This is a genomic window from Bdellovibrionota bacterium, from assembly GCA_035292885.1.
In the GTDB taxonomy this organism is placed as follows: domain Bacteria; phylum Bdellovibrionota_G; class JALEGL01; order JALEGL01; family DATDPG01; genus DATDPG01.
In genome coordinates this window covers 26,047-43,589 of sequence record DATDPG010000085.1, presented here as the reverse complement: position 1 = coordinate 43,589, position 17,543 = coordinate 26,047, and the positions used below count along the sequence as shown (strand labels likewise).

At 54.2% G+C, this 17,543-nt stretch carries 20 protein-coding genes; 5 read left to right on the top strand and 15 right to left on the bottom strand.

Features of this window, described 5'->3' with window-relative positions:
- Position 1: 1 nt before the first annotated feature.
- The 13 genes from VI895_07025 to VI895_06965 all read right to left on the bottom strand — a co-directional run bounded on the left by VI895_07025 (position 2) and on the right by VI895_06965 (position 10,376).
- On the bottom strand, positions 2-481 hold the full coding sequence (locus VI895_07025; protein ID HLG19555.1) for a hypothetical protein: 480 nt from the start codon (positions 479-481) through the stop codon (positions 2-4).
- Entirely contained in the window at positions 478-693 is a 216-nt protein-coding gene (locus VI895_07020) for a hypothetical protein (protein HLG19554.1), read from the bottom strand. The genes VI895_07025 and VI895_07020 overlap by 4 nt, the downstream gene beginning before the upstream one ends.
- A gap of 351 nt (positions 694-1,044) precedes the next feature.
- Positions 1,045-2,676, bottom strand: coding sequence for a GTPase HflX (gene hflX / locus VI895_07015; protein HLG19553.1), 1,632 nt, complete (start codon positions 2,674-2,676; stop codon positions 1,045-1,047).
- Positions 2,677-2,718: 42 nt separating this feature from the next.
- A complete protein-coding gene (locus tag VI895_07010; GenBank protein ID HLG19552.1) occupies positions 2,719-3,477 on the bottom strand; it encodes a pseudouridine synthase in 759 nt (252 codons plus the stop codon).
- Positions 3,455-4,108 (bottom strand): SMC-Scp complex subunit ScpB, encoded by a 654-nt coding sequence (gene scpB / locus VI895_07005; GenBank protein HLG19551.1) that lies wholly within the window; start codon positions 4,106-4,108, stop codon positions 3,455-3,457. The genes VI895_07010 and scpB overlap by 23 nt, the downstream gene beginning before the upstream one ends.
- Positions 4,071-4,889, bottom strand: a complete 819-nt coding sequence (locus tag VI895_07000) for a segregation/condensation protein A (GenBank protein HLG19550.1) — start codon at positions 4,887-4,889, stop codon at positions 4,071-4,073. Before VI895_07000 ends, scpB begins: the two co-directional genes overlap by 38 nt.
- Positions 4,882-5,865 carry a tryptophan--tRNA ligase gene (gene trpS / locus VI895_06995; protein HLG19549.1) on the bottom strand — a complete coding sequence of 328 codons (984 nt, stop codon included), beginning with the start codon at positions 5,863-5,865 and terminating at the stop codon, positions 4,882-4,884. The genes VI895_07000 and trpS overlap by 8 nt, the downstream gene beginning before the upstream one ends.
- 13 nt (positions 5,866-5,878) lie before the next feature.
- Complete coding sequence (locus VI895_06990; protein ID HLG19548.1) at positions 5,879-6,178, bottom strand: hypothetical protein; 300 nt, start codon at positions 6,176-6,178, stop codon at positions 5,879-5,881.
- Positions 6,179-6,299: 121 nt separating this feature from the next.
- A complete protein-coding gene (locus VI895_06985) occupies positions 6,300-6,956 on the bottom strand; it encodes a site-2 protease family protein (protein HLG19547.1) in 657 nt (218 codons plus the stop codon).
- A 39-nt stretch (positions 6,957-6,995) separates the two neighbouring features.
- Positions 6,996-7,898, bottom strand: a complete 903-nt coding sequence (gene xerD / locus VI895_06980) for a site-specific tyrosine recombinase XerD (protein ID HLG19546.1) — start codon at positions 7,896-7,898, stop codon at positions 6,996-6,998.
- A gap of 21 nt (positions 7,899-7,919) precedes the next feature.
- Positions 7,920-8,858, bottom strand: a complete 939-nt coding sequence (locus tag VI895_06975; protein HLG19545.1) for a GGDEF domain-containing protein — start codon at positions 8,856-8,858, stop codon at positions 7,920-7,922.
- Positions 8,859-8,919: 61 nt separating this feature from the next.
- A complete protein-coding gene (locus VI895_06970; GenBank protein HLG19544.1) occupies positions 8,920-9,726 on the bottom strand; it encodes an ABC transporter permease in 807 nt (268 codons plus the stop codon).
- The gene (locus VI895_06965; GenBank protein ID HLG19543.1) at positions 9,723-10,376 is read right to left on the bottom strand and encodes an ABC transporter ATP-binding protein; all 654 of its coding nucleotides are present in this window, start codon (positions 10,374-10,376) and stop codon (positions 9,723-9,725) included. The genes VI895_06970 and VI895_06965 overlap by 4 nt, the downstream gene beginning before the upstream one ends.
- 88 nt (positions 10,377-10,464) lie before the next feature.
- Between VI895_06965 and VI895_06960 the strand changes: the two genes are divergently transcribed.
- Both VI895_06960 and VI895_06955 read left to right on the top strand, forming a co-directional pair.
- Positions 10,465-10,737, top strand: coding sequence for a DUF4258 domain-containing protein (locus tag VI895_06960; GenBank protein ID HLG19542.1), 273 nt, complete (start codon positions 10,465-10,467; stop codon positions 10,735-10,737).
- Between the two features lie 381 nt (positions 10,738-11,118).
- Positions 11,119-12,603: a radical SAM protein gene (locus VI895_06955; protein ID HLG19541.1), complete on the top strand. Its 1,485-nt coding sequence runs from the start codon at positions 11,119-11,121 to the stop codon at positions 12,601-12,603.
- Between the two features lie 30 nt (positions 12,604-12,633).
- On the opposite strand, the gene VI895_06950 is transcribed toward VI895_06955, so the two are convergent.
- Both VI895_06950 and VI895_06945 read right to left on the bottom strand, forming a co-directional pair.
- Positions 12,634-13,896: an ABC transporter ATP-binding protein gene (locus VI895_06950; GenBank protein ID HLG19540.1), complete on the bottom strand. Its 1,263-nt coding sequence runs from the start codon at positions 13,894-13,896 to the stop codon at positions 12,634-12,636.
- Between the two features lie 9 nt (positions 13,897-13,905).
- Positions 13,906-14,763: an ABC transporter permease gene (locus VI895_06945; protein ID HLG19539.1), complete on the bottom strand. Its 858-nt coding sequence runs from the start codon at positions 14,761-14,763 to the stop codon at positions 13,906-13,908.
- A gap of 140 nt (positions 14,764-14,903) precedes the next feature.
- On the opposite strand from VI895_06945, the gene VI895_06940 reads away from it, so the two are divergent.
- Genes VI895_06940 through VI895_06930 form a run of 3 tightly spaced genes read left to right on the top strand, consistent with a single transcriptional unit; the run spans position 14,904 to position 17,538 of the window.
- The gene (locus VI895_06940; protein ID HLG19538.1) at positions 14,904-15,719 is read left to right on the top strand and encodes a hypothetical protein; all 816 of its coding nucleotides are present in this window, start codon (positions 14,904-14,906) and stop codon (positions 15,717-15,719) included.
- Positions 15,712-16,524, top strand: coding sequence for a class I SAM-dependent methyltransferase (locus VI895_06935; GenBank protein HLG19537.1), 813 nt, complete (start codon positions 15,712-15,714; stop codon positions 16,522-16,524). The genes VI895_06940 and VI895_06935 overlap by 8 nt, the downstream gene beginning before the upstream one ends.
- A 9-nt stretch (positions 16,525-16,533) precedes the next feature.
- Positions 16,534-17,538, top strand: coding sequence for a Gfo/Idh/MocA family oxidoreductase (locus tag VI895_06930; GenBank protein HLG19536.1), 1,005 nt, complete (start codon positions 16,534-16,536; stop codon positions 17,536-17,538).
- Positions 17,539-17,543 lie beyond the last annotated feature (5 nt).

Here is a 17,543-nt window from a genome sequence, read left to right as displayed (position 1 = left end):
ATCATTTCTTGCGCTCTTCGAGAAGGGCCTCGAGTTCAGCCAGTCTCTCTAGATCCTTGGGTCGGCCCGCGGCGCGTTTGACTTCGATCAGTTTTTCCAGATTCAGACAGCGGTGGGAAACTCCATACAGGTTTAGTGAAATCGAGTGAGGAGCGAGATCCTCGTACTTGCCGCCGCCCACGATCTCGCCCAGGAGATCGATGTCTCCCAGCTTTGTCGTTAATGTAAAGTTAAGACCGTGGCGAATCGTCTCCGAGTCCCATTGGAAAGGCAGGCCCGGGGGCGCGCCTCGCAGATAAGGAGCCTGGGGTTGTAACGAATCGACGAGACGTTGAATGTTCTCTGATGTTCGCCGGTACACAATATCCAGATCTACGGTTAGCTGCGAAGATCCGTGCGCGGTAGCCGCCACGCCCCCCACGATAATAAACTCGACTCTGCGTTCACTCAGGCATCGGAGGAGACCTTTAAAATCGGTCATTTCTTTTCACGCTGCTGGTGTCCAGCGCGTCGTAGCTCCTCGGCAAATCGCTGAAGTTCCATCAATTTTTCAATCCGCTCCTCCGGCGTCAGTTTCAGATTCTCGCGAAGGAGGGTGCGGTCGATGTCTTTCTTGTATGCTTCCACCACTCGGTCCACGGTTCGTTGCTCCGCCGGGAATACTACAATGCATGCGGCATCGTAGCAATGCACTCTCGTGTCGAGGTTGGTGCCGTCGAGATCGAATACAAAGGCGTTCAGTAAGAGACCGCTTCTTCGGAGGACGACAGTACGATTCTTCCCTTAACTGCACGTCTGTCCCAGGCTATAGCCCTGCCGACAAATACAGAGGCACGTGGGAATCGCTTCTACGCACGCGGGGACGGCATGCAGGCTTCCAGTGACCATGCGGCCCTCCTTGTCTGCAACCGAAACCTCGACCAATATAGAGATAATTGATGAAAGAAAGGTCACGGTTCAGCCGATTGAGGCCCGAAAGGGGCGAAGGCGGGGGGCAAGTCATGGCGATTCCCTCTTCGGGCGATATAACGGGCGCCGGCCCGTTCAGTAAGAAACCGCTTCTTCGGCCACGATTCCGGGGTTCCGTTTCTGCCAGAGTTTGGCCTCCATGAGGTCGAGAAGAGGTTTGCAGGTTTCCGCCTTTAGAGCGGAAACCGCGACCCCTCCAAGCGAATAGGCGATGCGCTCGGCCACTTTCGCCTCCAGGCGATCGGCTTTATTGCAGACCAAAATCTGAGGGATCTTTTCAAATCCGAGATCGCGGAGAATTCCGTCCACGACACTCACGCGCGCTGAATAATCAACGCCTGAAATGTCGAGGACATGAAGAAGTAAATCCGCTTCGCCGATTTCCTCCAGCGTGGCCCGAAACGCCGCGATGAGGTCCGGAGGGAGATTCCGGATAAATCCGACGGTGTCGGTCAGAATCAGTTCGCGGTCCTGTGGAAAGCGAAGCCGTTTGGAAAAGGGATCCAGCGTGGCGAACGGTTTGTCCTCCACCAAGGCCGTGGCGTACGTGAGTGAATTGAGCAACGTCGATTTCCCGGCGTTGGTGTAACCGACGATCGACACGACGGGGACGTTCTTTCGTCTTCGAAGGGCCCGTTTGGCCGCTCGTTTTTGGGCGATCTGATTGATTTCACGTTCCAGGCGATTCATTCGGTCATGTGCCCGCCGGCGGTGAATTTCCAATTTGGTTTCGCCCGGGCCCCGTCCACCGATGCCTCCGACCAAACGAGACAGCTGCGTGCCGAATTCACGAAGACGGGGCAGGGTGTATCGAAGTTGCGCGAGTTCCACTTGAAGCTTTCCATCGTGACTGTTCGCGCGCTGGGCGAAGATATCGAGGATTAATTGCGTTCGATCGATCACGCGAAGCGGTGTGGCGTCGTTTAGGTGCCGGGATTGGTTGGAAGAAAGATTTTGTTGAAAGAGCAACAGATCCGCTTGGTGTTGTGAGGCATGCAATAGGATTTCATCGAGCTTGCCCCGTCCGACAAGATACTTAGGATCCGGTTTGTCGCGTCCTTGGACGACGACGTCGGCGATTTCAAGACCGACCGTTCGGGCGAGCTCCTTGGTTTCCTCCAAATCTTCTTCCAACGTTTTGTCGGACGAGAGGGCGATGGCGCAGAGAATCGCGCGATTCTCCCGCCGGACGACCTGAACGCGACCCGCTTTCTGCTGAAATTCTTCCTCCAGAGCCGCCACGAACGAGTCGAATTCAAGATTCAGTTTAGGGTACGAAACCGGTTCTAGCGTTCGAATGATCGAGGTCGCATCTTGTTGCGGCGCCAGGTGGGCCACGTGTACCAAGCCGGGGAATCCCTTGAGATCTGCCGCGACGGACGCCACCAGGTCGAGACGTTGTGACAAGAGCGATGTCAGATCTCGCCGGTTCAACCCCTCCTCCGAAAGATGCGTATGAATCCAACGGTATCCGGAGAGTCGCGAGGGCCCGGTCCGGATGGAAAGCGGTGGGAGTTGAACGGATCGGTGATCGCCGACGACGACGTGCGTGACGTCTCCTTTTCGATCGATGACAACCGCGACCTGCCGGCGGATTTCACGTGACAGGCGGGCCGTCACTTTTACCAGATCCCAGTTTGCCATCTCGTCGCCCGATGAGCGCCGGCGGTAGAGGTGACCCAGTTGCCGAACGTGGGTTGGTTTCAAGCCTGTCGTATTTCCAAAGAGTGCCGAAATACCCGGGCCTCCCTAACGACTTTCTTCACACTGTTTATAGAGTCGTTGAACTTCCGCGGGTCGGAGCATTCGAGATTCTCCGATTCGGAGTTCGGATACGGTAAGACCGGCGAAATTCGTACGGATCAGTTTTATCACCGGGTGGTGGACAACGAGCCACAGCCGCTTAATCAAATGATTTCTTCCCTCCGCCACGGTGACTCGAAACCAACTGTGCTCCTTCGTTTCCCGCTCCGCCACAAGTTCAACCGGTTTTGCAAAACCGTCGGGCAGACGGATTCCGTTTCGGATTCGTTTCAACGTTTCGTGCGTCGGTTTCCCTTTTACCTTTACGAGGTAGGTCTTTTGGACTTGGTAGCGGGGATGCATCAGCCTATGGGCTAAATCTCCGTCCGTGGTGAGAAGCAGGGCGCCTTCGCTGTCGTAATCGAGGCGCCCGACGGGAAAGATCCGTTCACGGGCGGGAACGAGGTCCCGTACGGTGGGGCGGCCCTCGGGATCCGATAACGTGGTCACCACGCCGCGCGGTTTATTGAGAAGGTAATACGTATGTCTCTTCGATGGCCGGTCGAGCGGCACGCCGTCCACGGCGATTTCCTGTTTCCGGGGATCGGCTTTCGTCCCGAGCGCGGTAACGACCTTGCCGTCGATGGAGACGCGGGCGGCGGCGATCAGGGCATCGGCTTTGCGCCGGGAGGCCACACCCATCTGCGCGAGCAACCGGTTGAGGCGGATTCCCTCGTTTTTCTTAGCTGCTGCGGGGGAACTCAATGTCGTTGCTCTTTGCTTCGGTCATCGGAAGATCGCCTTCCAGGTTAGTTTCTTGCGCATCTGGTTTGGGGAGAAGCTCTTCGAGTTTCGCCAAACTTTCTTGTCCGAGTTCCGTGTATTCCCGGAGCGTCGGGAGATCGGTCAGATTTCGCAGGCTGAAAAACTCCAAGAATTCTTTGGTCGTTCCGTAAATAAGGGGGCTCCCCGGTTCTTCCCGCTTTCCTAAAATTCGAACCAGATTTCGTTCCAGAAGGTGGCGCAAGACGGGGCCGCAGTCGACCCCCCGGACGTCGTCGATTTCGGGACGGGTCACCGGTTGGCGATAGGCGACGATGGCCAAGGTCTCGAGCGCCGCGCGGCTCAAACGAACCGTTTTCGCCTTGTTCAGAAGAAAGATCCAGGGAGAGTTCGTCGCCTTTGTGCGAAGCTGGTAGCCGCCCGCCACTTCCACCAGGTCGATGCCGGAACTCTCCGCCGATCGATCTGCTTTCAATTGATCCAAAACATCTTTGATCTCCGCCTCGCTCGCATCCGTGACGGTCTGTGCCAGTTGCGTCAGGTGGAGAGGCTTGTCGGACAAAAAGAGCAGCGACTCAAGAATGGATTTCAGTCGTTCCGAAGAAATGTTCATAACTCCAGTCTCCATACAGGCTAGGGGTACCCATCAATTGAATTTCGGCAAACGCTTCAGCTTGGAAGACGCGAAGCAGCCCGCGCTTAAGCATCTCCAAGAGAGCGAGAAACGTCACGACCACTTGTGGGGTCGTTTTGTCCCGGGCAAACAGATCGTCGAAGCGGAGGGCTCCTTCCGCGCTATTGCGCACGGCATCGACGATCAGAAGAACCTTTTCACCGATCGAAATATTGTCCGTCTGTACTTCATGCGGCTTTTCAAGACGCAATCGGTCCAAAAGACGGTGAAACGCCTCGACCAATTTGAAGACGCTGACTTCCACCAGCTCCGACGGCGTCTGCATTTCGCCGACGGGGGGGCGGTCCGGTTTTTCACGTTTGAAAACGTCTCGGAAAAGGAGCGGGCGGCTAAGCAACCGCTCGGCGACATCTTTGAATTTTTGGTACTCCAAGAGCCGCCGCACCAGCTCTTCTCGGGGGTCCACGCCCTCCTCATCGCCCTCCTGCGCCGCTTCATCCCGCGGCAAGAGCATTTGCGACTTAATATGCGCGAGCGTAGCCGCCATCAGAAGAAACTCACCGGCGATATCGAGGTTAAGCACCTTCATCAGGTCGATGGTTTGAATGTACTGCTCGGTGATCTTTGCGACGGGAATGTTGTAAATATCGACCTGCTGTTCCTTGATCAGGTGGAGCAGGAGATCGAGGGGACCCTCGAAGACATCCAAATGGATATGGTAAGGGTTTTCGGGAGTTCGATTGGCTACGGCTTCATCCATGTAACTTAACGGCTTTGCGTACTTCCTTCATGGTTTCTGCAGCGATCTTATGGGCTCGCTCCGCACCCTCCTCCAATACACGATCCAGTGTCTTTGGGGAACTGGCGATTTCTTCTCTCCTTTCGCGGATTTGTTTGAGGGGTGCGAGGAGAGAGGGGAGGAGAAGGCCCTTGCAATCTACGCATCCGATCCCGGCGGTCGTGCACCCTTTTCGGACGTCTCCAATCGTTTTCTGGGTCGAAAGGATCTCATGCAGGGGATAGAGATTGCATGTGTCGGGGTCGCCCGGATCTTGCCGCCGGGCCCGCTTGGGATCGGTGACCATTTCACGAATCTTGGCCCGGACCTGCTCCTCCGAATCGGAAAGGAGAATGGCATTGCCGTACGACTTCGACATTTTTCGGCCGTCTACGCCGTTGACCTTCGGTGATTGCGTCAACAGCGCTCTGGGTTCGGGGAAAGTCTTGCCGTAGACGTTATTGAATCGCCGGACGATCTCGCGCGTCAGTTCGAGATGGGGAAGTTGATCCTGGCCGACCGGAACGGCTTCTCCCTTGTAGAGAAGAATATCCGCCGCCTGCAGGACGGGATAACCCAAAAAACCGAAATTGGAGAGATCGCGGTCCGTGATCTCCTGTTTCAGCTCCTTGTACGTTGGATTTCGTTCCAACCGGCCGAGCGGTGTGATCATGCCCAACAATAAATAGAGTTCGGAATGTTCCTTGACCTGCGACTGCAAAAAGATCGTCGATTTCTTCGGGTCGAGCCCCGCCGCCAGCCAATCGATTAACATTTCCCGGATGTTCGGTTCGATCGATTTCGTATCTTGAAATTCCGTGGTGAGGGCATGCCAGTCCGCGATACAAAAGAAACAATCGTTTCCCTTGTTCTGAAGGTCGATCCAGTTGTTCAACACTCCGAACAGGTGCCCCAAATGAAGTTTCCCCGTCGGCCGCATTCCACTGAAAATTCGCATGATTATTCCTTACTTAGTGGCCCTCTTCGATTCGAAGGCTGAGTTTCATCCCACGAAGAAGTGCCATCAAACTGCCCAATCTAGGATTCCCCTTGCGCGAAAGCATTCGAGAGACGCTCTCACGTGGGAGTTTAGCACGTGCAGCAACTTTTCCGATTCCTTGAGCCTCCGCTACGTGACGTAAAGCCGCAATGAAATCCTCTTCATCGTCCACGCTCAAGCGAAGGTATTCACTGGCCGTCTCTGGATCCTGAAGAACCCGGTTCCGGACCGTGCTCCACGGAATCGTCGAAGATTTCTTTCGTGCTTTCATTTTCGCCCTCGAGGCGTTATCGAGATGAACCTGAGGTAACATATAAGTCACGCCTAATCAAGACAAGACGCAAAAACGTTATCACAGGTGCAATATAATTTTTCGGGTGACAATGAGCGGCTTACGCGGTGAGCGAAATAAGAAGATGGAACAAGATCTGGGCGGGCATAAACACCACGTAATCCAGAACGCGCGTAAAAAACAGTAGGTAGAGCACGATGAATCCGTATCGCTCCAAAACGGCGAGCTGGCTTCCAAGTTGCGGGAAGAGGCCGGCCGCAACGCGCCCTCCATCAAGCGGCGGGAACGGCAGCAAATTGAAAAACGCCAGGATCAAGTTAAAACGAATGCCGACGGTGGCCATGACGGCGAGAGGTTCGGCGATCCTGAATCCGGCGTTAAGCTCGGCACCGGACGCAGGAACGCGGTTCAGTAAATAGACAATCCCGGTGAAGCCGAGAGCCAGAATCAGGTTCGACAAAGGGCCGGCCGCCGCAACCCACATGGAATCGACTCGCCATCGTTTCAAATTGAGTTCGTTGACCGGCACCGGCCGGGCCCAGCCGATGAGCGGGGCGCCCGTGAAAAATGAAATAAGCGGAAAAAGGACGGTCCCGATCGGGTCGATGTGAGCGGCGGGATTGAGCGTGAGCCTTCCCATCAACCGCGCCGTGGGATCTCCCTTTCGATTCGCCATCCAAGCGTGAGCCGCTTCGTGAAACGAGAGCGAGAAAATGAACGGAACAAAGTAGAGGAGCAGAACTCCCAGCTTATCCATGCATGGCCTCTACAGAAGGCCCTAAAGGGTGTCAACGCGCTATCGCTTTTGGGCGCGAGGGTGGTGGTCGCGATAGACGTCTCGGACATGTTTTCGGGAAAGGTGCGTGTAGATCTGCGTTGTGGAAAGACTCGCGTGTCCCAACATCTGTTGGACCGAGCGCAGATCGGCTCCGCCTTCTAAGAGATGTGTGGCGAACGAATGCCGAAGCGTGTGAGGAGAGAGTTTCGCCGTTACACCCACCTGTCGGGCATATTTCCGCAACAGATGCCAGACCGTCTGCCTCGTCATTCTCCGGCCGCGGTTGCTCAGGAAAAGCCATTTCTGAAGTTTTCCCCGATCCATCCGATTTCGTCCTTCCTGCAGATATCTCTCGATCCAGTGCCGGGCTTCGTCCCCGACCGGGACGATTCGTTCGCGCGATCCCTTACCTAAAACGCGCACGAGTCCCATTTCCAACTGGAAATTTTCGTACGTAATCGCCGTTAGCTCGGAAACCCGAAGTCCGGAGGCGTAGAAGAGCTCCAAGAGGGCGCGGTCGCGGAGACCGCGCGGTTTCGTGAGGTCGGGCGCCTCTAATATGCGGCGGATTTGGTCGGCTGAGAGAACTTTGGGCAGCGGCCGACCCAATCGAGGGAGACGAAGATCTTCGGCGGGTGTGGAGGGGACAAGATTTTCTTGCTGGAGAAATCGATAGAACGAGCGAATCGCCGAAATGGCACGCAACACCGATCGATTGGAGTAACCTTCTCGCGCTTTGTGCGAAAGAAAGGAGTCGATATTCGAGCGGGTCGCGTCGGCGGGAGAACCGCAGGCGTCTTTTTGAGAGATCTCAGCGAAAGAGAGAATGTCGCGCGCATAGCCATCCACGGTGTGAGGGGAGAGACCGCGAGAGGTCCTCAGAGATTCCAGGAAAAGTTCGTGCGCTCGATCCCAGGTCAAGGAAGGGGGCAACAGCGCGCCTCAGTGCGACGTCCGGATTTCAGTTTTCACCGAAATACCGTCTTTGGCGAATTGAACGCAGTTCCGACCCTCTTTTTTGGCCCGATAGAGGTAATTGTCCGCCGCACGGAAAAACGTTTCGTAGTTCTTATAGTTATTGCTGAAGAACGTCGCCACGCCGATGCTGATCGTGATGGGGATCTTTTGGTCTTCGAACGTGAACTGCGTCTCCTCGATGCGGCTTCGCAGCTTATCAGCCGTTTGGATCGCGTTTTCTTTGGGAGTGTCCCGCAGCAACAGAACGAACTCCTCTCCGCCGAACCGGGCGAATAAGTCTTCTTGCCGCTTCACGGCGTAAATTTGCGCGGCCAACTCCCGAAGCACGAGGTCTCCGGCGGTATGTCCGTGCGTATCGTTGATTTTCTTGAAATGATCGATGTCGAACATGATGAGCGAAAGGGGGACTTCGTGGCGGCGGGAGTAGCTGAATTCCATTTTCAACCGGTCCAGAAAGTATTTTCTGTTGTAGATTTGGGTCAGAAAATCCTTGTTGGCCTGGTTGTAGAGTTGCTCGTTGAACGTATCTTCGATGTTGTCGAGGAAGTTGAATTTGAGAATCGTGAGATTCCCGACCTGAACGCGGTCGCCGTCCATCAGTTGATGCCGGGTAATCGCCTTTCCGTTCACGAGGGTTCCGTTGGTGCTTCCCAAATCCTGCACAATAATCGAGTCGTTTAAGACTTCGATCTTTGCGTGGTTGCGGGAGACATCGGGGTCATCGATGAAGATATCGCTTTGCTCGGATCGTCCGATGCCGAGCTCCGCCTTTTTGATTTCGTACTTTCGCCCGATGTCTTGACCGGCCAAAACGACGAAATTCGCTTTCACGCCGGCCACGGCGTTTAAAAGATCCTGGATCGGATGCTTGATCGTTTTATCGTCGCGGGGGGAGGCTGACATCGAAAGCCTACTCGACGGCAGAATCATAACAGCCGAGATCCGCGCGGGTCAACGCCTCAAGTTACTGATGGCTCAGGGTCCCAGCCTCACGAACCCGCCAGAGCGCATACTTCAAAGAAATGATGGCCAGGGGGGCAAAGATAACTGAAAAAAGAAACAATATCAGAAGCTTGGGACCTAATACCGCCAGCGGCGCGTTTTCCAGAAGAGCCATCCGCATGCCTTCCGTTGCATGAACAAGAGGGAGAAGGCGCCCCAAGTGCTGGACCGCCCGAGGAAGGATTTCGAGGGGAAAATACACGCTGCCAAGGAGAATGGAGAGACTCGAAAAGATCCAGCTGATTGGATTCCCACGTTTGAAGTAAAGGATGAAGGCGGCGGCCGTGCCGCCGAGGCCAAGAAAAGTCCCCGCGGAAAGAACAAAAACAATGAGTGCCTTCAGAATAGGCATGATTGCCAGCGGGAGCATGGCCAAGAGGTAGCCGCCTGCGAGGTAACCCACGCCGGTCAGAAGGGAGAGGAAGAGATTCCAGAGGACCAAGCCGAGGAGCGCGACGGCTTCCGGGATGGGGCAAACTAAGATCGCTTCCAATGTTCCGGTGTCCTGCTCCCGCTGTAAATTCATGGCGAGGCCGTTGAGCATGGAGACCAAAAGATTGCTCGAGGCGATCCCCACAAGAACGTAAGGAAAATAGTTTCCCCCGAATCTCGCCAAATAGGGATTGGAACTGTCCGCGAACATCCGGCCCACGAAGAAAAACGTAAAGACGCCGAAAGCAACACTCGTCAGATTGAGGATGAGGGCGAGGCGGTAGCTGCGGTAAAGCCGCCATTCTTTCGCGGGAAACGCGAGCAGTGCGCGGATCATGTGTGATTCTCACGGATTCGGCCATCCGCCAGAACGTAGCTCTTGCCACCGAGCGCCGTAGAAGGGGCGGCCGTCACTACCAAGACCGCCGCGCCCGAGGAAATCTTTTCTCCAAGAATCGTTTCGAGCGCCGCCAACCCTTCGGCATCCAAATGGCGGTCCGGTTCGTCCAAGAGATAAAGGGAGCGATTGAGCATGAGTGCTCGTATCAGGGAGAGCTTCTGCCGCATCCCGGAAGAGTATTCCTGAAAAGGGCGGTCTAGATCTTTGTCGAGCTGGAATGCGGATGCGAGTCTTTCACTTCGTTCGGCAAGCTCTTTTGAAGACAGATATTGAAGCCTTCCAAAAAAACGAAGATTTTGCGTACCGGTCAACTTCCAATAAAACGAACGCTCGTCCGGAGAGAGATAAGCAAAGCATTTCCGGGTCTCCAGCGGATGGGTCCAGATCGACCGGCCGTGGATTCGAATCGTTCCGGAAGTGGGGCGTATCAACGTCGCAATCAGTTTGAGAAGCGTCGTCTTCCCGGATCCGTTAGCCCCTCTAAGAAGAACCCGTTCGCCAGCGGCCATGCCCCAGGAAAGATCCGTAAACAGTTCCCGGGACGGGAAACGCTTTGAAACGGACTCAAATTCCAAGAGTTGAGGCATATTGTTTCGATCTTGTCGCAGATTATGAAGGACTAAAATTTATATCGCATTTATGAACTTTTTAGCCTACGAATGAGAAGAATCCTTAATGCCGTCCAGCAGAATTCGCCGGAAGAAACTGATAAAATGGGTTTTGTCGCCGCATGCTGCAACTCGAATGATGGAGCGACGCATCACCGTGGACGAGATACGCGGCATCATTGAGACGCCGGATTATCGAATTCCGCAGGGGCCGAAATGGATCTTCGGCAAGAGATTGAAGGGTCGACGAGGTAATGACGTTGCTGCGGTCATTTTGGAACGAAAGGAGCAGGCACTATGGGTCGTCATCACCGTTATGGTTCGGTTCGAAAGAACGTGAAGCGGGTCACGTTTCCACGGATCTACGTTGATCGAGAATCCGACTATGCGTCTATTAAACTTTTGCCCGGCGTAGAGGCCCGCTCATATGTGAAAGAGGGGTTTGCATTCTGTGAAGACAAGAAGGGCCGAATTATCGAGGTCCAAATCCTCAACCTGAGTCAGCTCAAGAAAGAATCAACTGCTTCGGCGGCGTAACCCGTCTCCACCAGGCAATTCAACCGACGAGGTACAAGGGCATAAATCCTAAGCATTGCGGGATGTTGCCGCGTTTCTCCCGTAACCATCGGTTGTGGTAAAATATTTAACCCCTCGAAAGAACAGTATAGTCTTAACGCTTCCGTCGCGAGGAAACCGACTCGACATCGAAAGGACAGGCTGAATGAAAACATTGGTCATTAACGAGCCTTTTGTGAAGGATTTTTGCCGGACCCAACGTTGGGCGGCCAAGACTCGTGGCCGGGTCTTACGGGCCCCCGATTGGCTCGCGTACGCCACCGCAGTTCTCGAAAAGGCGGGTGTGGATGCCCATATTTATGATTTTCCGGCCCGAGATTGGGGGCGTCCGGAATTTGAAACTCTAATTGCCAAGGAACAACCGGACTTTGTCGTACTGGACTCCACAACTCCATCGATACAATCCGACATCGAGTGTGCCCGTCTTGTCAAAGCTAAGGCGGCCCACTCGATTGTAATCATGGTCGGGCCGCACGCCTCTTCGCTTCCCGAGCAGACGCTCCGCCGGGCTGAAGGCGCGGTCGATATGGTTGCGGTCGGTGAATACGACTTCACCGTGCGCGACGCGATTTTGAATTATCCCGACCTCAAGGGAGTCCTCGGCCTTGTCTATTGGAACGACGGGGACATTCAAAAGAATCCGCCCAGGCCATTGATCGAAGATTTGGACGAGCTTCCTTATCCTTCTTGGCATCAGCTCGATCTTTTGAAGTACTTCGACGGCACGAAGCTTCATCCTTACATCGACATTTTTTCGGGCCGCGGTTGCCCCCACAAATGCACGTTTTGTCTCTGGCCGCAGGTCATGCACGGCCACAAGCTTCGTGTCCGAAAACCGGAACGGGTGGTCGACGAAATGGAGTACGACATCAAAATCTGTCCGGAAGTGGTGAAGGGCGGCGAGTTCTTTTTCGAAGATGACACCTTCACACTTCATAAGCCGACGGCTTTAGGGATCTGCGAGGAGATTCTCCGCCGAAATCTCAAAGTCACGTTTTCCGTCAACGCCCGCGTCGATACGGCGGACGTTCATATGATGAAGATGCTCAAGAAAGCGGGCTGTCGCGAGCTTCTCGTAGGATTTGAGTCGGGGGATCAGCAGATCCTCAACAACATCCAGAAACGGGCCACGGTGGAACAGGCTGAGGAGTTCATGGTTCGCACGAAAGAGGCCGGTCTGGATGTGCATGGGACGTTTGTCATCGGCCTGCCGGGAGAGACCCCGCAGACGATCGACAGAACCGTCGATTTCGCCAAGAATCTCGGTCTACACACGCTTCAGTTTTCCGCGGCCATGCCTTTCCCCGGGACCAAGTATTTCGAGTATTGCGAGGAAAACGGCCATCTCCAGACCAAAGACTGGAACAAGTGGCTCGATCCGGAGGGCGAGCAGACAGGCGTCGTGAGCTATCCGGGGTTGACCAAGGAGCAAGTCAAAGCCGGCGTAGATCGAGGTCTTCGGAACTTTTACTTCCGGCCGATGTACCTGCTGAAATTCGCCCTCAAGAACGCCCACTGGAAAGACTTCACGAGGAAACTGCGCGGATTCACGCATTTTGCCTCGTATCTCTGGGATGAAGCCAAGAAAGAGTCGGCCGTCTTTTCAGCCAAGAAACCTTCCATTACCTAACCTAAGAGGGCAGGACGTCGCGAGGAACGATCAGCGCTTTGATCCGACAAAGTCGCAGTGAGTGGTTCTCCATTCAAAATCAAGCGCCAAATATCCCGGCCGGCTCCGGTAAAGCCATTCGCGCGTTTCGCTGCCGTCGTCTTCCAGCATAAAACTTAGGGCCTCGAGCCTATGATCAAAGTTGAATTGATAAGGAATTCCTACGCTCACCGACACGAAGTACTGTCCTTCCGCCAATAGTTTCGGCGGGACCGTAAATTCGGTCACGTAAGAGCCTGTTTTGCGCGTCTCGAGCCGGCCCGGATCGAGGTCCGTATCGGTGGTGCTGAATAGTGTCACTCCATCTTCCACATGAACGCGACACAAGACGAATGCCGAGTGGACGGGTTCGTTGACGTCGTAAGCTATCCGCACTCGAAAACCCCTACTTCCGTAAATCTTCTCCGCCAGTTCACCTGTGGGACCGAGCAGTTCAACGCCGCGGATGCGCATGGTTTTGAGGGCATCGTCCGGATACGTGACACTCGTTGTCTGCGTAGTTTGGCCCGCCAAATATCGCTCGACAATTTCGGCGGTCGGACCTTGGTCGATCATTCGGCCATCCGAAAGCAGGATCGCCCTCTGACACAATCGTTTGACGGCAGCCATATTATGGCTGACGAAGAGGATCGTGCGACCCGCACCCGTGACGTCCTTCATTCGTTGCAGGCATTTTTTTTGAAATTGTGCGTCTCCCACGGCGAGAACTTCGTCGATCAGCAGAATTTCTGTTTCCAAATGCGCCGCAACCGCAAATGCAAGCCGCATGTACATACCGCTGGAATAATGTTTCACCGGGGTGTCCAGGAAGCGTTCGATTCCGGCAAAATCGACGATGTCGTCGAACTTCCGTCGGATTTCTTCTCTTTTCATTCCAAGGATCGCTCCATTTAGAAAAATATTGTCCCGTCCGGTTAGGTCGGGATGAAAGCCCATGCCGACCTCCAAAAGTGAGCCGACCCGTCCTCGAATCAGTGCGCGTCCTTCGGTCGGGAACGTGATTCGGCCCAGAACTTTCAGAAGCGTACTTTTCCCTGCGCGATTTCTGCCGACGATCGCAAGGGCCTCTCCTTCCTCTACTTCAAAAGTGGCGTCGCGCAACGCCCATAGATCTTCGCTTTTTGGCGATGACAAGGATCTTAACCGGCGCGCCACGGAAACGAGGGCCTCTCTGAGCGTGGAATCGTGATATCTCTTGCTTCCCACCCGGTATTTTTTGCTCAACCCGAAGGCTTCGATGGCGAGTCTTTTCATGGGTGTCGCTTATAACCAATCAGAAAAAGATCGCTCCATGCCGCGAAAAAACAACCAGCCGGAAAGCAAAAGAAGAACGGTCACCAAAACTGAAGTCAGAAAATATGGGGTCATATCGAATGGATTCCCGAGAAAAGCCCATCTAAAGCCATTCACGACGCCGGTCATCGGATTCAAGTTCCAAATGGGTTTCCAGGCCTCCGGGATGAGTGAATCCGGGTAAACGATTGGGGTCAGAAAGAACCACACCTGATTTAGGAAAGGGACGGTGTACTTGACGTCTCGAAACCGTGCATTCAGCGCCGACAACCATAAACCGACGCCTAATGCAGAGGCCAGCGTCATCGCGACCATCAGCGGGACAAGAATAATTCTCCAAGAGGGCGTAATGCCGGAAACGATAAGAAAAAGGAGCAAAAGTAAAAGCGCGAATGCGAAATCGAGAAGCCCCGCCAATACAGACGAGATGGGTATAAGGATCCTTGGAAAATATACCTTCCGAATCAACCCGGCGTCATCCAGAAGTCGGTTCGAGGACTGTGTCAGGGCGTAGGAAAAAAGCTGCCAAGGCACCAACGCCGTCAAAATCGTCAGAGAATCAAAGCGACCCGGTGAATGCAAACCCGCCCATCGAAGAAAGATCAGGCTGAAGATGAGCATCGAAAAAAGGGGTTGAAGCAGAGCCCATGCGATGCCCAGGACGGTTTGGTTGTACCGAACCTTAATATCGCGCAACGTGAGAAAATAGAGAAGCTCCCGAAAAACGACGATGTCTCTAAATCCGAAACCGACCCATCGAAGGGGAGAAGTGATGTGTTGCACGGGAGCTTCAGGTCGGCCTTCTTCCAGCGTCATGGCGTCTGACATTCACTCTGAAACGTAGTTCATGGGAGCGAAACACGCTTCCACACGTAGTAAAGAAAGAGTGCGAGGTGTTCTGGGCGCAATTTAACACAGCTTGAGTCAGATTGGCTATAATGCGCTGCCCGGCAATACTGCCGCTTCGAATGACTCACCCATTTGGGACAAACTTCCTTGGCGCCTGCCGCACGTCCGTTCGCACCCTGCGTTTCGGTTTGGGTGCCCTCGGAATCCCTCTGTCGGAAAATGAAAATCGCTTAAGGCGCCTGAAAAATCTTCACCTGGGTTCGGATATTTTTGTGATCGGGAACGGACCCAGCTTGAAGAGGCACGCATTGGAACAACTGGCAGGCAAGATCACCATCGCCTGCAACAACATATTTCTCATGTTCCCGGAGACAACTTTCCGGCCGACCTACTACACCGTAGAAGACCGCCTCGTGGCCGAGGATCGGGCGGGCGATATTCGTAAATTGAGAGGTTTCACCAAACTGATACCGTTTGATCTTCGAGGTTTTCTTCCGCCGGACGAGGATACGATTTACATCAATTTCCTAAGGCGGTATCCGCGTTTCCCAAAGTTTTCATCCAGATTTGATTTCTGGGCGTTTTGGGGCGGCACCGTGACGTTTCTCAATTTGCAATTGGCCTACTACCTTGGTGCAAGAACGGTGTACTTAATGGGTATCGACCATACGTATGCGCCACCTTCTTCTGAAGACAAGGTGGACGGTGTTGTGGTTCACTCGAAGTCGCAGGATCGAAACCATTTTCATCCCGACTATTTCGGGCCCGGATATCGGTGGCACGATCCGAAAGTGGAACGAATGGAACTCGCGTATCGCGCGGCGAAGATACTTTTTGAAAAGCGGGGCCGAACGATAATAAATGCTACGGCGGGGGGTAAGCTGGAAGTATTTCCACGGATGTCGTTGGATGACGTATTGAATAGAAATGGCTGAACCCAAGTTCGCAAATACGGCGTTGGAAAAGCGTTTGGAGGCGCAGATTTACCGCGACTACTATACGCCATCGATGTTTGAATGGTGGTTACGGCATCCTTATCGACGTCACACGTTGGCTCCTTTTAGCAGATATCTCAAGTCGCTCGCGGGCAAAGATTCGACGGTTGTTGAATTCGCAAGTGGAGCTGGGGTGAACCTCACCCTTCTAAAGGAGGCGTTTCCGCGTCTCAATTGTTTTGGATTTGATATTTCAGCCGATGGCGCTCGAGTGGCCAAAAACTTGGGAAAGGGAAGTTATTGGGTGGGTGACGCCGAAGAAGCGGCGGTGAGAAGCGGCATCGCAGACGCCGTTGTGCTGGTGAGTGTCGTCCATCATTTCTGGCGGAATCCGGAGAAATTGATGAATGAAGTCGGCCGGATCTTGAAGCCGGGCGGTTTTGTTCTGGTGCTCGATCCCGCCGCGGATCGTCGCGAATCGTTCTTAACAAAGGCGATTACCTATTTGGGCATGGGATTGGTGGTTCTCGATAATCGAATGAAAAGAGGCCGCGTCTACGAAGTCGAGATCCCGGAATCGGATACTGAACAGCCGTTGTCCAGTGTAAAGCTCTTGCAGCTGCTTTCTTCATGGTATCCCGTTCTGGACAGCGGGCGCTGGGAGTGGGTTACTTACTTGGCGCGCCATCATGAGGCAGGTTTTCATTGGGCCAGGATCGCCGACTTGCTCATCCGGCGAATCGACCCGCGACAATTGAATTTGTGTTATGCCATTGCCCGCAAACCTCTGGACAGCAAAGACTGAGAGCGGGATTTGCGTATTTGTATCGTAGGATGCGGGGCCGTAACGGAAATGGGTCATCTCCCGGCGATTTCCCGCGCTAAAGGTTTAGAAGTCACATGTTTAGTGGATGTGGACGAAAAGAAGGCGCGCGATTTGGCTCACGTTTACGGAATAGGTCGAATACAGCGGGACGCGAACGGGATCGGCAAGATTGCGGACGCGGCGATCGTGGCGGTTCCGCACCACCTCCATGCGGAAATGGCTTTGAAGCTTCTTTCCGAAGGGCTCGATCTTCTCGTTGAAAAGCCTCTCGCACCGACGGTTCAAGAATGCACCGCAATTTGTGAGGAAGCGGAGCGAAACAAGCGGATTTTAGCCGTCGGTCATATTCGACGCTTTTATCCCCACGTGAAAGTGGCTCAATGGATCATCCGCAGCGGAATGCTTGGTGAACTTCGGTCTTTCGAGGCGTGCGAGGGCAACGTATTTAATTGGCCTGTGACGACGGGCTTTCAATTCAGCCGCGAACGAGCGGGCGGCGTATTGATGGACACAGGACCCCACACGTTAGATCTTCTTCGACTCTGGTTCGGCGAACTGGGTGTCGTTTCGTATCGAGATGACGCCTTGGGAGGGGTCGAAGCCAATAGTGAAATTGTGCTGCAAACGAAATCGGGCGTGAAGGGAAGAATCGAACTCAGTCGAACACGAGATTTATCCAATATCCTCACGGTTTATGGATCCAACGCTTCTGCCGTATTGGGACTCCGAGACAACATCGTGCAATTGATGGGATCCGATGGTCAACCGGTATTTTCGGGAGGTGCCGCGACGGCAGTACACGGGCGCCCGATTCATCGAGGGTTTTCAGATCTTTTTGTGGAGCAGTTGGAGGATTTTAGAAACGCGGTGGGGCGGAGAGGCACGCCGACCTCGACGGGTAAGGACGCCACCGAAGTCATTCGCCTGATCCGGGCTTGCGTCGACCGGCGACAACCGCTGGAATATCCCTGGGAGACACCGATCGGTTCATGATCGGG